Annotated in this window: 10 protein-coding genes and 1 pseudogene; 6 read left to right on the forward strand and 5 right to left on the reverse strand. The window is 68.9% G+C overall.

Annotated elements, in window-relative coordinates; translation table 11 throughout:
• The first annotated feature begins 318 nt into the window (after positions 1–318).
• The 4 genes and pseudogenes from HTY53_RS15045 to HTY53_RS15060 all read left to right on the forward strand — a co-directional run bounded on the left by HTY53_RS15045 (position 319) and on the right by HTY53_RS15060 (position 5,937).
• A complete protein-coding gene (locus HTY53_RS15045) occupies positions 319–1,551 on the forward strand; it encodes an NAD(P)/FAD-dependent oxidoreductase (RefSeq protein ID WP_254599967.1) in 1,233 nt (410 codons plus the stop codon).
• A gap of 58 nt (positions 1,552–1,609) precedes the next feature.
• Complete coding sequence (gene creB, locus HTY53_RS15050; RefSeq protein ID WP_174107414.1) at positions 1,610–2,329, forward strand: two-component system response regulator CreB; 720 nt, start codon at positions 1,610–1,612, stop codon at positions 2,327–2,329.
• Positions 2,330–2,344: 15 nt separating this feature from the next.
• Positions 2,345–3,798, forward strand: a pseudogene (gene creC / locus HTY53_RS15055) (two-component system sensor histidine kinase CreC).
• A 171-nt stretch (positions 3,799–3,969) separates the two neighbouring features.
• Positions 3,970–5,937 (forward strand): ATP-binding cassette domain-containing protein, encoded by a 1,968-nt coding sequence (locus HTY53_RS15060; protein WP_174107415.1) that lies wholly within the window; start codon positions 3,970–3,972, stop codon positions 5,935–5,937.
• A 157-nt stretch (positions 5,938–6,094) separates the two neighbouring features.
• Here the strand turns inward: HTY53_RS15060 and HTY53_RS24935 are convergent, their stop codons facing one another.
• Positions 6,095–6,226, reverse strand: coding sequence for a hypothetical protein (locus HTY53_RS24935; protein WP_302480484.1), 132 nt, complete (start codon positions 6,224–6,226; stop codon positions 6,095–6,097).
• Between the two features lie 2 nt (positions 6,227–6,228).
• The gene (locus HTY53_RS15065; RefSeq protein ID WP_174107416.1) at positions 6,229–7,440 is read right to left on the reverse strand and encodes an MFS transporter; all 1,212 of its coding nucleotides are present in this window, start codon (positions 7,438–7,440) and stop codon (positions 6,229–6,231) included.
• A 358-nt stretch (positions 7,441–7,798) separates the two neighbouring features.
• Between HTY53_RS15065 and HTY53_RS15070 the strand changes: the two genes are divergently transcribed.
• Positions 7,799–9,802: a DNA topoisomerase IV subunit B gene (locus tag HTY53_RS15070; protein WP_174107417.1), complete on the forward strand. Its 2,004-nt coding sequence runs from the start codon at positions 7,799–7,801 to the stop codon at positions 9,800–9,802.
• 38 nt (positions 9,803–9,840) lie between these two features.
• Positions 9,841–12,165, forward strand: coding sequence for a DNA topoisomerase IV subunit A (gene parC / locus HTY53_RS15075; protein ID WP_174107418.1), 2,325 nt, complete (start codon positions 9,841–9,843; stop codon positions 12,163–12,165).
• Between the two features lie 37 nt (positions 12,166–12,202).
• Here parC and HTY53_RS15080 read toward each other — a convergent pair whose 3' ends face one another.
• The 3 genes from HTY53_RS15080 to HTY53_RS15090 all read right to left on the reverse strand — a co-directional run bounded on the left by HTY53_RS15080 (position 12,203) and on the right by HTY53_RS15090 (position 15,353).
• Entirely contained in the window at positions 12,203–13,801 is a 1,599-nt protein-coding gene (locus HTY53_RS15080) for a SulP family inorganic anion transporter (RefSeq protein ID WP_174107419.1), read from the reverse strand.
• An 89-nt stretch (positions 13,802–13,890) separates the two neighbouring features.
• Positions 13,891–14,523 carry a carbonic anhydrase gene (locus HTY53_RS15085; protein WP_174107420.1) on the reverse strand — a complete coding sequence of 211 codons (633 nt, stop codon included), beginning with the start codon at positions 14,521–14,523 and terminating at the stop codon, positions 13,891–13,893.
• A 233-nt stretch (positions 14,524–14,756) separates the two neighbouring features.
• Positions 14,757–15,353 carry a LysE/ArgO family amino acid transporter gene (locus HTY53_RS15090; protein WP_174107421.1) on the reverse strand — a complete coding sequence of 199 codons (597 nt, stop codon included), beginning with the start codon at positions 15,351–15,353 and terminating at the stop codon, positions 14,757–14,759.
• Positions 15,354–15,456: the final 103 nt, after the last annotated feature.

A 15,456-nucleotide genomic window follows, 5' to 3' on the forward strand; every position in this document is an offset into this window, starting at 1 on the left:
AGGGCGACATCTTCGCACGAGCGAGCGGCATCGTCGACGCGGCCGGGAGACCGCCGGCGGCCTACAGGCGTTTTCCCTTACGGATTTGTCCGACTGGAGCGCCCGCCGCCGTCCCGATACAGTGAGGCCGTGCCTTGGGAGCAGGGCACCGAGGAGAGACTCTTCAGCCCGCCTATGTCGCGGGCTGTTCTTTTTTGTGGACCGTTGATCGGCATCGATGGTGCGTAGGGTGGCACCCCGCCACACATGGACTCCACGCCGTCTTCACAATCGACCGCGACACTGCGCTGCCTGTCACCGACGCAACAGGAGCCCGGCATGATGCCATTCCGTCCCGCAGTGTCCGTCCCGAACTCCGCTCCCGCTTCCGAATCCGCTTCTGCTTCCGATTCCGCTTTCGATTCCGCAACGACCGTCTTTCCGCAGTCCGCCGCCACGGCCGACTACGACGTGATCGTCGTCGGCGCCAGCTTTGCCGGCGCCGCCTGCGCGCTGGCGGCAGCCCGTGCCGGCTTGCGCGTAGCGGTGCTCGAGCGCAAGCGCGATCCGGGCGCGAAGCTCCATACCACCGGCATCGTCGTCAAGGAGGCGGCCGAGCGCACGTGGCTGGGCCGTGCGCCGGCGCACTGCTTCCGCCGCGTCGAGCAGGTCCGGCTCTATTCGCCGGCGCTGCGCAGCCTGCGGCTTGACGCGCCCGGCTACTACTTCCTGACCACCGATACGCCGGCGTTGATGCGCTGGCTGGTCGACGAGCTGGCGCGGCATGGCGTGGTGGTGCACCTGGGCACCCCTTTCGTGCAGGCAATGCGCGATGGCGATCGCTGGCGCATTCCGGGCATCGGCCGCACCCGCTACCTGGTCGGCGCCGACGGCGCCAAGTCGCGCGTGGCGGCGTGGCTGGGCCTTCCTGGCCCACGCGACTTCCTCTACGGCATCGAGTACGAGTTCGACGGCCTGACCCTGCCCGAGCCGGGGGCCTTGCACTGCTTCGTCGGCAAGCGTTTTGCGCCCGGCTATCTCGGCTGGGCCGCGCAAACGCCCACCGGCGTGCAGATGGGCCTGGCGCTGCGGCGCCGCCGCCGCGGCCCGCGCACGCCCGATATCGACGGCTTTCTCGCCCGCGTGCGGCATCTGCTCGGCGTGCCCGACGATGCGGTGCCGGCATCGACGCGCGCCGGGCTGATTCCCTGCGGCGGACCGGTGCTGCCGCTGGGCCGCGACGGCGTGCTGCTGGCGGGCGATGCGGCCGGCGTGGTGTCCCCGGTCACCGCGGGCGGCATCCATTCGGCGTGGGAGCACGGCGAGACGATCGGCACCGCGATCGCCGCGCATCTGCGCGAGGGCGGGCCGGCACCCGAGCGTGCCGTGCCGCGCGCCACGCCGCGCTTTCGCGCCAAGCGCGTGCTGCGCTGGCTGTTCGACCGCTGCCAGTCCGATCGCCTGTTCGAGTGGATGCTGTATTCCCCGCCGCTGCGCTGGGCCGCGCAGCGGCTCTACTTCCATCGACGGCGCCAGCGGCAGGGCGGGGCCGCCCTCGGCGCGCTCGACTAGAATGACGGACCCGCTTCCTGCCTCCCATTTTCCGCCGCAGCCGCCTGCAAGCCCTTCCATGCAAGCCAACGCCACGCATGTCCCGTCGATCCTGGTGGTCGACGACGAGTCCGCCATTGCCGATACGATCCTCTATGCGTTGCGCACCGAAGGCATGCAGGTCGAGCACTGTGCGCTGGGCGGCGATGCCATCGCACGTCTGCGCGCGCGGCCGGTCGACCTCGTCATCCTCGACGTGGGCTTGCCTGACCTGAACGGCTTCGAGGTCTGCCGCACGCTGCGCACCTTCTCCGATGTGCCGGTGATCTTCCTGACCGCGCGCCACGAGGAGATCGATCGTGTCGTGGGGCTGGAGATCGGCGCGGACGACTATGTGGTCAAGCCGTTCTCGCCCCGCGAACTGGCCGCGCGCGTGCGCGTGATCCTGCGTCGCATGCGCGGCCGGGGCGAGGGCGCGGCGCCAGTCCCCGCGCAAAAGGCCGCGCAGGAGGCCGCGCCGCCGTTCCTGCACGATCGCGACGGCGCCCGGCTGGCCTACCGCGGCCAGTGGCTCGACCTGACCCGCTACGAATACCGCCTGCTCGCGCTGCTGGCCGACCATCCCGGCCGCATCTATTCGCGCGCGCAATTGATGGACCTGGTCTGGGACGACGCGCTCGACACCAGCGACCGCACCGTGGACACCCACGTCAAGACGCTGCGCGCCAAGCTGCGCGCGGCCGGCGACGACGACCCGATCCGCACCCATCGCGGCATGGGTTATTCGCTCGCGATCTGAGCGGGACCGGTACGCATGCGGATCGGTCTGCGCATTTTCCTGGGTTTCTTCCTGATCGTCGGGCTGCGGCCTGGCTGACGCTGCGCGTGTTCGTACAGGAGGTCAAGCCGGGCGTGCGTCAGGCGATGGAGGACACGCTGATCGACACCGCGCACGCGCTCGCCGCGCTGGCGGCCGACGACATGCGCGAGGGCCGCATCGCCGACGGCGCGTTCGCGCGCCAGCTGACCGGTCTGCGCGACGCGCCGCTGGACGCCGAACTGTGGGGCCTGCGCAAGCGCGAAATCGGTTATCGCGTCTATGTCACCGACACGGCCGGCATCGTGCGTTTCGATACGGCCGGCACCGCGGTAGGCCAGGACTATTCGCGCTGGAACGACGTCTACCTGACGCTGCGCGGCAAGTACGGGGCGCGCAGCACGCGCAGCGATCCGAACGACGAGGGCAGCACCGTGATGTATGTCGCCGCGCCGATCCGCGACGGCGAGCGCTTGCTCGGCGTGCTGACGGTGGCCAAGCCCAACGCGGTGATGGCGCCGGTGATTGCGCGCAGCCAGCACCGCATCCTGCTGCACGGGCTGCTGCTGATGGGCGTGGCCGCGGCGATCGGCCTGGCCTGCACGCTGTGGCTGGCCAACGGACTGCGCCGGCTGCGGCGTTATGCGCGTGCGGTGGCGGCCGGCGAGCGCGCCGCGATGCCGCTCTCGGGCCGCGGCGAACTGGCCGAGCTGGGCCGGGCGATGGAGACCATGCGCCTGCGGCTCGAGGACAAGCAGTACGTCGAGCACTACATCCACACGCTGACCCACGAGATGAAGAGCCCGCTGGCGGCGATCCGGGGCGCGGCGGAATTGCTGCGCGAGGACATGCCGGCCGCCGACCGCGCCCGCTTCGTCGGCAATATCGACAGCCAGGCGCGGCGGCTGGCCGAGATGGTCGCCAAGCTGCTGGCGCTGGCCGAGGTCGAGCAGCGCCAGCGGCTGGAGGCACCGCGGCCTGTCGCGCTGGCACCGCTGCTGGCGGAACTGGCGACCGAGCTCGAGCCGCGGGCGCGGCAGCGTGGCGTCGTGCTGTCGCCGCGCGTGGAGATCGATGCCGGCCATGCCGAGGTGCTGGGCGACCCGTTCCTGCTGCGGCAGGCGCTAGCCAACCTGGTCGAGAACGCGATCGACTTCGCGCCGGCCGGCACCACCGTCGCGCTGGGTTTGCGGCGCGAGCGCGGCGACCACGGGGAGGCGCTCGCCGTGACGGTCGCCGACGCGGGCCCCGGCATCCCGGACTACGCGCTGCCGCGGGTGTTCGAACGCTTCTATTCCCTGCCGCGGCCGGGCGGCCGCGACAAAGGCACCGGCCTGGGTCTATGCTTCGCGCGCGAGGTGGCGCTGCTGCATCGCGGGGAGCTGACGCTGGGCAACCGGCCGGAGGGCGGTGCGCAGGCTAGCTTGCGCCTGCCGGCAATGCCGCGCTAGCCGTTCGTCGGCGCCCGGTGCGCCGCCGCGGCGCCATGCTCTACAATGCCGGCTCGCCGCCGATCCGGCCGTGCGCGCGCCGTGCGACGCTCATGCCACCATCACGCCGCGTCCGTCTGGTCCGCCTCGGCGCTCGCGACCCTTCATCCTGCGCCTCCTTCCCTCGCTGTCATGGCCCTGTTCTCCATTTCCGACGCCCAGCTGGCCTTTGGCCATGTGGCACTGCTCGACCATGCCGACTTTTCGCTGGAGGCCGGCGAACGGGTCGGCCTGATCGGCCGCAACGGCTCGGGCAAGTCCTCGCTGCTGAAGATCGTGGCCGGACTCGCTGCGCCCGATGACGGGCTGATCGCACGGCAGCAGGGCATCACGACCGCCTATGTGCCGCAGGAACCGGAATTCGCGCCCGAGCTGACCGTGTTCGATGCGGTCGCGCAGGGCATGGGTGCCGCGCACGATCTGCTGGTCGCGTACGAGCATGCCGCCAACCGGCTCGCCGAACATCACGACGAGGCTACGCTGGCCGAACTGCATCGGCTGCAGTCGGAGCTCGACGCGGCCGACGCCTGGCAGCTGCGCACGCGCGTCGAGACGACGCTGGCACGCCTGGGGCTCGATCCGGTCGCACGGGTCGAAGCGCTGTCCGGCGGCACGCGCAAGCGCGTGGCGCTGGCGCAGGCGCTGGTGGCCGAGCCGGACATCCTGCTGCTGGACGAGCCGACCAACCACCTCGACGTCGAAGCGATCCGCTGGCTGGAGGATCTGCTGCTGGGTTTTCGCGGCAGCGTGCTGCTGATCACCCACGATCGCGCCTTCCTCGATCGCGTCGCCACGCGCATCGTCGAGCTCGATCGGGGCAAGCTGGTGTCCTTCCCGGGCAACTTCGCGGCCTACCAGACGCGCAAGGCCGAGATGCTGGCCGCCGAACAGGTCGAACAGGCCAAGTTCGACAAGCTGCTGGCGCAGGAAGAGGTCTGGATCCGCAAGGGCGTCGAGGCGCGCCGCACGCGCAGCGTCGCGCGCATCCAGCGGCTGGTGGCGATGCGTAACGAGCGCGCCGCCCGACGCGAGGTGCAGGGCAACGTCAAACTCGAAGTCTCGCAGGCCGACCGCTCGGGCAAGATCGTGGCCGAGCTGATCGACGTGACCAAGTCCTTCGGCGACCGCACCGTGGTGCGAGACTTCACCGCGACCATCATGCGCGGCGACAAGGTCGGCGTGATCGGCCCGAACGGCGCGGGCAAGACCACGCTGCTGCGGCTGATCCTCGGCGACCTGGCGCCCGACGCCGGCACGGTCAAGAACGGCAGCAACCTGCAGGTTGCGTACTTCGACCAGATGCGCACGCAGCTGGATCTGGAGACGTCGCTGGCCGACACCATCAGCCCGGGCAGCGACTGGGTCGAGGTCAACGGCCAGCGCAAGCACGTGATGAGCTATCTGGGCGATTTCCTGTTCGCGCCCGAGCGCGCGCGTTCGCCGGTCAAGTCGCTGTCAGGCGGCGAGCGCAACCGCCTGCTGCTCGCTCGGCTGTTCGCGCGGCCGGCCAATGTGCTGGTGCTCGACGAGCCGACCAACGACCTCGATATCGAAACGCTGGAACTGCTGGAAGAGCTGCTGCAGGACTACGGCGGTACCGTGTTCCTGGTGTCGCACGACCGCGCCTTCCTCGACAACGTGGTGACCTCGACCATCGCCTGGGAAGGCGAGGCGCGCTGGCGCGAGTATGTCGGCGGCTATTCGGACTGGGTCCAGCAATCGGCGCGCAGCACGGCTGCGCAGGGTCAGCAGGGCCAGGCCGGTCAGAAGGGCGCCGAACGCAAGGGCGCCGATGCCGGCAAGCCCGCCGGCACGGACGAGGTCGCCAGGACGGCCGGCCGCGACGCGCGCGGCGCCAATCGCACTGTCAAGCTGTCGTACAAGGAGCAGCGCGAACTGGAAGCGCTGCCGGAGCGCATCGCCGCGCTGGAGGCCGAGCAGAAGACGATCGGCGGCCAGCTCGAGGACGGCTCGCTGTACGTCAGCGATCCGCCGCGCGCCGCACAGCTGGCGGCGCGCTTCGACGAGATCGAGATGGAACTGCTGGAAGCGCTGGAGCGCTGGGAAGTGCTGGAGGCGAAGAGCCGCGGGGAAGGCTAGGGCGGCGTCGGTACGCTGCCCTCTCCCCCGGCCGCTCTCCCGCGAGCGGGAGAGGGGCGCGTCGGTTCATCGGCTGCTGTCGGACCGAGTCCCGCCGGTTTTCTCCCCTCTCCCGCGCGCGGGAGAGGGGGGTGAGGGCATTGGGCGCCCAATGCCCTCACCCACACCAGGCCAGCACCATATTGGTCAGATCGACCATGAACCCCGGCTGCAGATAGCCGATAAAGCCGAGCACCAGCGCCGCCGCCAGCGTGGCGGCGCCCATGATCCGCAGCGCGCGGGTCGTCATGATCAGGCGGCCGCCGCCTGCGGGCGCACCAGCGCCTGCTCGCGGATCGGCAGATTGACCAGCGCCGCCACCACGCCGAGCGCGATGGCGATGCCCCAGACGATGTCGTAGGCGCCGGTGCGGTCGTACAGATAGCCGCCCAGCCACGCGCCGAGGAAGCTGCCGATCTGGTGCGAGAAGAACACCACGCCCGACAGCATCGACAGATACTGCACCCCGAACACCTGCGCGATGATGCCGTTGGTCAGCGGCACCGTCGACAGCCACAGCGCGCCCATGATCGCGGCGAACACCCAGGTGCTGAACGCCGACAGCGGCAGCAGCAGATAGGCGGCGATCACGATCGAGCGGCTCAGGTAGATGAACGACAGCAGATAGCGCTTGGGCATGCGCTGCCCCAGCGCGCCGGCGGTATAGGTGCCGAACACATTGAACAGACCGATCAGCGCCAGCGCCACCGTGGCGACCTTGGGATCGGTGAAGCCGCGGTCCTTCAGGTACGGCGCCAGGTGCACGCCGATAAAGACGACCTGGAAGCCGCAGACGAAGTAGCCCAGCGTCAGCAGCTGGAAATTGCGGTTGCCGAACGCTTCCTTGACCGCCTGGCCGATGGTCTGCTGGAAGCCCGGCGCGGCGCTGCCCTGTTTCGGCTCGCGCAGCGCGACGACCAGCGGCAGCATCATGCAGGCCATCACCGCCAGCACGAACAGCGCGTTCTGCCAGCCGATCGCCGAGATCAGGCCCTGCTCGACGGGGATCATCAGGAACTGGCCGAACGAGCCGGCCGCGGCGGCGATGCCCATCGCCCAGACCCGCTTCTCGGGGCTGGCGACGCGGCCGATCACGCCGTAGACCACGCTGTAGGTGGTGCCGGCCTGCGCGATGCCGATCATGATGCCGGCGCCCGAGGCGAACGCGGTGCCGCTAGAGGCCAGCGCCATCACCACCAGGCCGGCGACATAGAGCGCCACGCCGACCAGCATCACCCTGACCGAGCCGAACTTGTCGGCCAGCGCGCCGGCAAAGGGCTGCGCCACGCCCCACATCAGGTTCTGCAGCGCCAGCGCGAAGGCGAAGGTCTCGCGGCTCCAGCCGTGCGCCTGCGTGATCGGCAGGTTGAACAGGCCGAAGCCGTGGCGGATGCCCATCGACAGCGTGACGAGCAGGCCGCCGCAGATCAGCACGGTGGTCAGGGAGAGTTCTTTTCTTGGCATGTGTGGCTCGGTTCGGAGGGTGTTGCCGTTGTCGTTGTTGTCTTGTTCGTTGCCGTCGCGTTGCCCTGCCGGGCAATCGTGCTGGCGAGTGTACTCCGCATCGAAAAGGCGCGTCGGCCGCCGCCGAATTCACCCGCGCGGCCAGGGTTTTATGCCGGCGGGGTGGCCCGGGGGCCGCGCCGGCGAGCCTGCGGCGCGGCCGTAACCAGGCACGCCGGCCGCGCCGGAACGGGCAGAATTCCGCGCTTGATACGGGATTGGCGGCCCCGGCGTTCCATTACAATGCAGGCTGCCCGGCCTGGCCGGCCCTCCGAAGCGGATGTCCGGCGGCCGCGATTCCCACTTTCGTAACGACTCCATGGCGAGCAAACCCAGTCAGTACAGCGAATCTTCCATCCGCGTCCTGAAAGGACTGGAGCCGGTCAAACAACGACCCGGCATGTACACCCGCACCGATAACCCGCTGCACATCGTGCAGGAGGTCATCGACAACGCCTCCGACGAGGCCCTGGGCGGCTTCGGCAGCGAGATCGTCGTCACCCTGCACCGCGACGGCAGCGTCAGCGTCGAGGACGACGGCCGCGGCATTCCGGTCGGCATCCATCCCGAGGAAAAGGTGCCGGTCGTCGAGATCGTCTTCACCCGGCTGCACGCGGGCGGCAAGTTCGACAAGGGCAAGGGCGGCGCCTATGCGTTCTCCGGCGGCCTGCACGGCGTCGGCGTGTCGGTGACCAATGCGCTGTCTACCCGGCTGGACGTGTCGGTCTGGCGCGACGGCAATTTCTCCACGCTGACGTTCTCCGGCGGCGACGTGACCTCCCCGCTGACCACGCGCAAGATCGAGCGCGGCGAGAAGAAGAACGGCACCCGCGTGCAGGTCTGGCCGGACCCGAAGTACTTCGATTCGGCGACGATTCCGCTGGCCGAGCTGCAGCGCCTGCTGCGCAGCAAGGCCGTGCTGCTGCCCGGTGTCAAGGTCACGCTGATCATCGAAAAGAGCGGCGGCCAGGAGCCGACCGTGCAGACCTGGCAGTACGACCAGGGCCTGAAGGGCTATCTGGTCGAGGCGCTGGCGCAAGGCAGCGGCGCCGAGCTGGTGATCCCGATGTTCGAGGGCGAGCATTTCGCCGATCCCGATGCCAATGCCGGCGAGGAAGGCTTCGCCGAGGGCGAGGGCGCGTCGTGGGTGGTGGCCTGGACCGAGGAAGGCGCGCCGGTGCGCGAGTCCTATGTGAACCTGATCCCCACGCCGGCCGGCGGCACGCACGAGTCGGGCCTGCGCGAGGGGCTGTTCCAGGCGGTCAAGAGCTTTATCGAGATGCACGCGCTGCTGCCCAAGGGCGTCAAGCTGATGTCCGAGGACGTGTTCGCGCGCGCCTCGTTCGTGCTGTCGGCCAAGGTGCTGGACCCGCAGTTCCAGGGCCAGATCAAGGAACGGCTGAACAGCCGCGACGCGGTGCGGCTGGTCTCCACCTTCAGCCGCCCGGCGCTGGAGCTGTGGCTGAACCACCATGTCGACTATGGCAAGAAGCTCGCCGAGCTGGTGATTCGCCAGGCCCAGGCGCGCACGCGCGCTGCGCAGAAGGTCGAGAAGAAGAAGGGCTCCGGCGTGGCCGTGCTGCCCGGCAAGCTGACCGATTGCGAATCGACCGACGTGTCGCGCAACGAGCTGTTCCTGGTCGAGGGCGACTCGGCCGGCGGCTCGGCCAAGATGGGCCGCGACAAGGAATTCCAGGCCATCCTGCCGCTGCGCGGCAAGGTGCTGAACACCTGGGAGACCGAGCGCGACCGCCTGTTCGCCAACAACGAGGTGCACGATATCGCGGTGGCGATCGGCGTGGACCCGCACGGCCCGGACGACGAGCCCGATCTGTCGAACCTGCGCTACGGCAAGATCTGCATCCTGTCCGATGCCGACGTCGACGGCGCGCATATCCAGGTGCTGCTGCTGACGCTGTTCTTCCGCCATTTCCCCAAGCTGATCGAGCAGGGCAACGTCTATGTCGCCCGCCCGCCGCTGTATCGCGTCGACGCGCCCGCGCGCGGCAAGAAGCCGGCGCAGAAGCTGTACGCGCTCGACGACGGCGAACTGCTGGCCATCCAGGACAAGCTGATCAAGGACGGCGTCAAGGAAGGCGCGTGGCAGATTTCGCGCTTCAAGGGCCTGGGCGAGATGAGCGCCGAGCAGCTGTGGGAGACCACGATGAACCCCGACACGCGCCGGCTGCTGCCGGTGGCGCTGGGCGAATACGACCTGCCGAAGACGGTCGGTGTGATGAACATGCTGATGGGCAAGGGCGAGGCCGCGCAGCGGCGCAATTGGCTCGAGGAACGCGGCAACGAAGTCGTGGCCGACATCTGATGGCCCTTCAGGGCCCTGGCGGCAGGTATTGAGTATCCATGGAACAACAAGACATTACGTTTCAACCCGACGAGCCGGCCGATTCGCTGACGCTGGCCCATTACGCCGAACGGGCCTATCTCGACTATGCGATCAGCGTGGTCAAGGGCCGCGCGCTGCCGGAAGTGGCCGACGGCCAGAAGCCGGTGCAGCGTCGCATCCTGTTCGCGATGCACGAGATGGGCCTGCGCGCCGACGCCAAGCCGGTCAAGTCGGCGCGCGTGGTCGGCGACGTGCTGGGCAAATTCCACCCGCACGGCGACCAGTCGGCCTACGACGCGCTGGTGCGGCTGGCGCAGGACTTCTCGCTGCGCTATCCGCTGATCGACGGCCAGGGCAACTTCGGCTCGCGCGACGGCGATGGCGCTGCGGCGATGCGCTACACCGAAGCGCGCCTGACGCCGATCGCGCGGCTGCTGCTCGACGAGATCGACCAGGGCACGGTCGACTTCACGCCGAACTACGACGGCTCGATGGAAGAGCCGAAGCTGTTGCCGGCGCGGCTGCCGTTCGTGCTGCTCAATGGCGCGTCGGGCATCGCGGTCGGCATGGCCACCGAAATCCCGCCGCACAATCTGCGCGAGGTCGCCGCCGCCACGGTGGCGATGATCCGCAATCCGAACATCACGCTGGCCGAGCTGCTGGCGCTGATGCCGGGTCCGGACTATCCCGGCGGCGGCCAGATCATCTCATCGGCGGCGGAGATCGCGCAGATCTACGAGAACGGCCGCGGCAGCCTGAAGGTGCGCGCGCGCTGGGTGATCGAGGACATGGCGCGCGGCCAGTGGCAACTGGTGGTCAACGAGCTGCCGCCCGGCACCTCGGCGCAGAAGGTGCTCGAGGAAATCGAGGAGCTGACCAATCCGAAGGTGCGCGCCGGCAAGAAGTCGCTGACGCCCGAGCAGCTGCAGCTCAAGCAGACCATGCTGGGCGTGCTCGACGCGGTGCGCGACGAGTCCGGCAAGGATGCGCCGGTGCGTCTGGTGTTCGAGCCCAAGAGCAAGAACATCGACCAACAGGAATTTGCGCAGACGCTGCTCGCGCATACCAGCCTGGAATCGGGCGCGCCGATCAACCTGGTGATGATCGGCACCGACGGCCGTCCGCGGCAGAAGGGCCTGATCGAGATCCTGCGCGAATGGATCGCCTTCCGCTTCGAGACGGTGACCCGCCGCAGCCGGCATCGGCTGGCCAAGGTCGAGGACCGCATCCATATCCTCGAAGGCCGGATGCTGGTGCTGCTCAATATCGACGAGGTGATCCGCATCATCCGCGAAGGCGACGAGCCCAAGCCGGCGCTGATGCAGGCCTTCGGCCTGTCCGAGCGGCAGGCCGAGGACATCCTCGAAATCCGGCTGCGCCAGCTCGCGCGGCTCGAATCGATCCGCATCGAGCAGGAGCTGAAGGACCTGCGCGAAGAGCAGGCCGAGCTGGACGTGCTGCTCAAGTCCGAGACGATGATGCGCCGTCGCATCATCAAGGAGATCGAGGCCGACGCCAGGCAGTACAGCCCCGCCGACAAGGACCCGCGCCGCACGCTGATCCAGGAAGAGCGCCGTGCCGCCGCCGAGGTGCGCGTGATCGACGAACCGGTCACCGTGGTGGTATCGCAGAAGGGCTGGGTGCGCACGCGCCAGGGCCATGGCCACGAACCGCAGCAGTTCACGTTCAAGGCCGGCGACGCGCTGTACGGCACCTTCGAATGCCGCACCATCGACGTGCTGCTGGCCTTCGGCACCAATGGCCGCGTCTATTCGGTGCCGGTGGCAGGGCTGCCGGGCGGCCGCGGCGACGGCGTGCCGCTGACCACGCTGGTCGAGCTGCAGGCCGGCACGCAGATCGCGCATACCTTCGCCGGCACGGCCGATCAGCGCATGCTGATTGCCACGCGCAACGGCAACGGCTTCCAGAGCAAGATCGGCGACATGATCAGCCGGCAGAAGGGCGGCAAGTCGTTCCTGACGCTCGACGATGGCGATGCACCGCTGGCGCCCGCGCCGATCGGCGACGAGGCGACGCACGCGGCCTGCCTGTCCGGCAACGGCCGCCTGCTGCTGATCGCGCTCGACGAGATCAAGGTGCTGTCCGGCGGCGGACGCGGCGTGATCCTGATGGAGCTCGAGCCGAAGGAGACGCTGCAGCAGGTCGCCGCGGTGGGCGCGCCCGGACTGATGGTGTCCGGGCAGGGCCGCGGCGGCAAGGCGTCGTCGCAGAAGCTGGCCGGCGCCAATCTGCTGCCCTATGTCGGCAAGCGCGCGCGCAAGGGCAAGGCGGTCGAGCTCAAGCTCAAGGAGATGGCGATCGAGCCGATCAAGGCTGTCTGATCGCCGGTTGCTCGCCCGTTCGCTGGGCGGGCGGCCGCTACGAGCCGGCGGCGGCCAATGCCGCCGGCAAGCGCGACGCCGGCCCCGGCGTGCGCAGCGTGACGTCGATGTCCGCGACGCGCGCCGCCCGCTGGAAGTCGGTCAACGTTTCCTCGATATCGTGGTCGATGCGCTCGCAACGGGTCGCATCGATGATCAGCTTGCCGCCCGGTTCGACTTTCGCCAGATGGCGCCGCAGCTGCGCCTTGTGGAAGAAGGACACGTCCTTGTGCAGCCGCAGCAGATAGCAATCCTCGTAGCGCGTCAGCGAGATCGCGCTCTGCGCGTGATGGCGCAGCGTGAACGCGATCCCCACCGCCATGCCGATGGCGATGCCGAACAGCAGGTCGGTGGCCAGGATGGCCGCGATCGTGACGACGAACGGCAGGGCCTGTGCCGGGCCCTTGCGCCAGGCCTCGACGAACAGCGCGGGCTTGGCCAGCTTGTATCCCACGTGCAGCAGGATGGCGGACAGGGCCGCGAGCGGAATCCAGCGCAGCAGATCGGACAGGAACAGCACGCTGGCCAGCAGCAGCACGCCATGCACGACCGCCGACACCTTGGTGCGGCCGCCTGCGCTGATATTGGCCGAGCTGCGCACGATCACCGCCGTCAATGGCAGCGCGCCGAGCAGGCCGGCCATCATGTTGCCGACGCCCTGCGCGTAGAGCTCGCGATTGGGCGGCGCCACGCGGCGCATCGGGTCGAGCTTGTCTACCGCCTCCAGACTCAACAGCGTCTCCAGGCTGGCAACGATCGCCAACGTCAGCGCGACCACGTACAGATCGGGATTGGCCAGCGCCGAAAAATCCGGCCGCACCAGTTCGGCCAGCAGCGAGGCCGGACCATCGATGGCTGGCAGCTGCACCAGATGATCGGGCGCCAGCGCGGCATCCGGGCTCGCATGCGCCGCAAAGCGCTGGTACAGCACGCCCCACAGCACCGCCAGCAGCGGCGCGGGCAGGGCGCGCAGCGCGCGGCGCTGGCGCACGAAATCGGTATCCCATAGCACCAGGATTGCCAGCGCCACCGCCGCCACCGTCAGATTGGTGCCGGACACCATGCCGAGCGCCTGCTGTGCGGCCTCGGCCAGGCCCGCCTCGTCGACGAGCCGGCTGTCCAGCGGCGCGGACGAGGGCAGGCCCAGCGCGACCGGCAGTTGCTTGAGGATCAGCAGCAGCCCGATCGCGGCGAGCATGCCCTTGATCACGGCCGACGGCACCAGCGCGGCGATATCGCCGGCGCGCAGCCACGCGAACACGACCTGCAGCGCGCCGGCCAGCATCACCGCGACCAGGAAGGCGGAGAAGCTGCCGAGCGTCGAGATCGCGCCAACGACGATCACGACCAGGCCGGCCGCCGGGCCGCTGACGCTCAACTGTGAGCCGCTCAGCATGGCGACCACCACGCCGCCGATCACGCCGGCCAGCAGGCCAGACAACAACGGTGCGCCGGAGGCCAGCGCGATGCCCAGGCACAGCGGCAGGGCAACGAGGAAGACCACCACGCCGGCCGGAATGTCGCGGCCGAGGTGGCGGAGATAGGCGTCGCGCAAGGACGCGTTGGAGACGGTCGGGGTAGGGGGCGCGGAGGTCATGGGCTCGATGCTATAGGTGGGTTCACGCGGTGAGATCACGCGGTGAGATCACGCGGTGAGATCACGCGGTGAGATCACGCGGGGTCGGTTCAGGCGGCCAGCGGTTCGAGGCCAGCCACCGCCTCCGTGCCGTCAAGGCACAGCCGCTCCTCCAGCAGGCCGGTTTCCAGCGAGTAGATCCACGCATGCAGGCGCAGCGTTCGGCCGCTGTCCCACACCTTGCGTACCAGCGGCATCTCGGCCAGCTTGCGCACCTGCGCGATCGCGTTCAGTTCGACCAGCCGCGCGGTGCGGGCGTCGTCGCCATCGAGGCGATCGAGCTCGCGGCAATGCGCGCGATAGACCTGCCGGATCTCGTCAAGCCGCGCATCGACGTGGGGCAGCTCGGGCACGCGCGCCAGCGACGCACGCACGCCGCCGCAGCCCTGATGCCCGCAGACGATGACGTTGCCCACGCGCAGCACCTCGAGCGCGTACTGCAGCACGCTCATCAGATTGGGATCGTCTTCGCACACCAGATTGGCGATGTTCCGGTGCACGAACAGATCGCCCGGCTCGGCATTGGTGATCAGCTCCGCCGGCACGCGGCTGTCCGAGCAGCCGATCCACAGCACGTCGGGCGACTGTCGCACGGACAGGCGCTTGAAGCGGTCGGGATCGCGTGACAACACTTCGGTGGCCCAGGCGCGGTTCTCGAGCATCAGGCGTTTGGCGACTTCCATGGTGGCTCCCTGCTATGCGGACGGTTGGAGACGACGGCCACGCAGGTGCCACGTGCGTTGATACGTTAGTGCACTGCATCAGTGCATCGTGGTCGCGGTGCCGTACGGCGGAACAACTCTTCGTCCGGCCGCAGCGAAAGTCAGTTCCGTGTTACATCGCACAAATTTGTGCAATGCAGAATTCGGCCGCATTGAAGCCGGGGGGGCGCCGTTGCCGTACCTGGCCGCTTTTGCTAGCCCAGCACCAACGTCAACGCGAGGCCGAGCATCACCGCGGCGATGGCGCCGTCCAGACAGCGCCATGCCACCGGGCGCCGGAACAGCGGCGCCAGCAGTCCGGCGCCATAAGCGAGCGCCAGGAACCACGACAGGCTGGCCAGCGCCGCGCCGACGCCGAAGGTCCAGCGGCCATCGCTGCCATGCTGACTGGCCAGCGCGCCGAGCAGCACCACGGTATCGAGGTAGACGTGCGGATTCAGGAAGGTGAAGGCCAGGCAGGTGATCAGCGCGGTTGCCAGCGGCAGCGGCGCCGAGGCCTGCAGTTCGACCTTGCCTGCATCGAACGCGCGCCGCGCGGCCATCAGACCATAGATCGCGAGGAAGGCCGCGCCGCCATAGCGCGTCAGCGTCAGCCAGCCGGGATGCGCGTGCAGCAGCGCGCCGAGGCCGGCAATGCCGACGCCGATCAGCAGCGCATCGGACGTGGCGCACAGCAGGGCGACCGGCAGGCGATGCTGGCGCCGGATGCCAAGCCGCAGCACGAAGGCGTTCTGCGCGCCGATCGGGATGATCAGCGCCAGGCTGGAAAGGAAGCCGGCCATCAGGGGCATGTCGATCTTCATCGGGGGTGGACTGGAGTCGGGCGGGAAAGGCCCTCACCATAGCTTTGCTGTCAGCAAAAGAAAAACTAAACTTCCTTTTCCTGGATTAGAA

Source organism: Cupriavidus gilardii (assembly GCF_013314895.1).
GTDB classification, from domain to species: domain Bacteria; phylum Pseudomonadota; class Gammaproteobacteria; order Burkholderiales; family Burkholderiaceae; genus Cupriavidus; species Cupriavidus gilardii_C.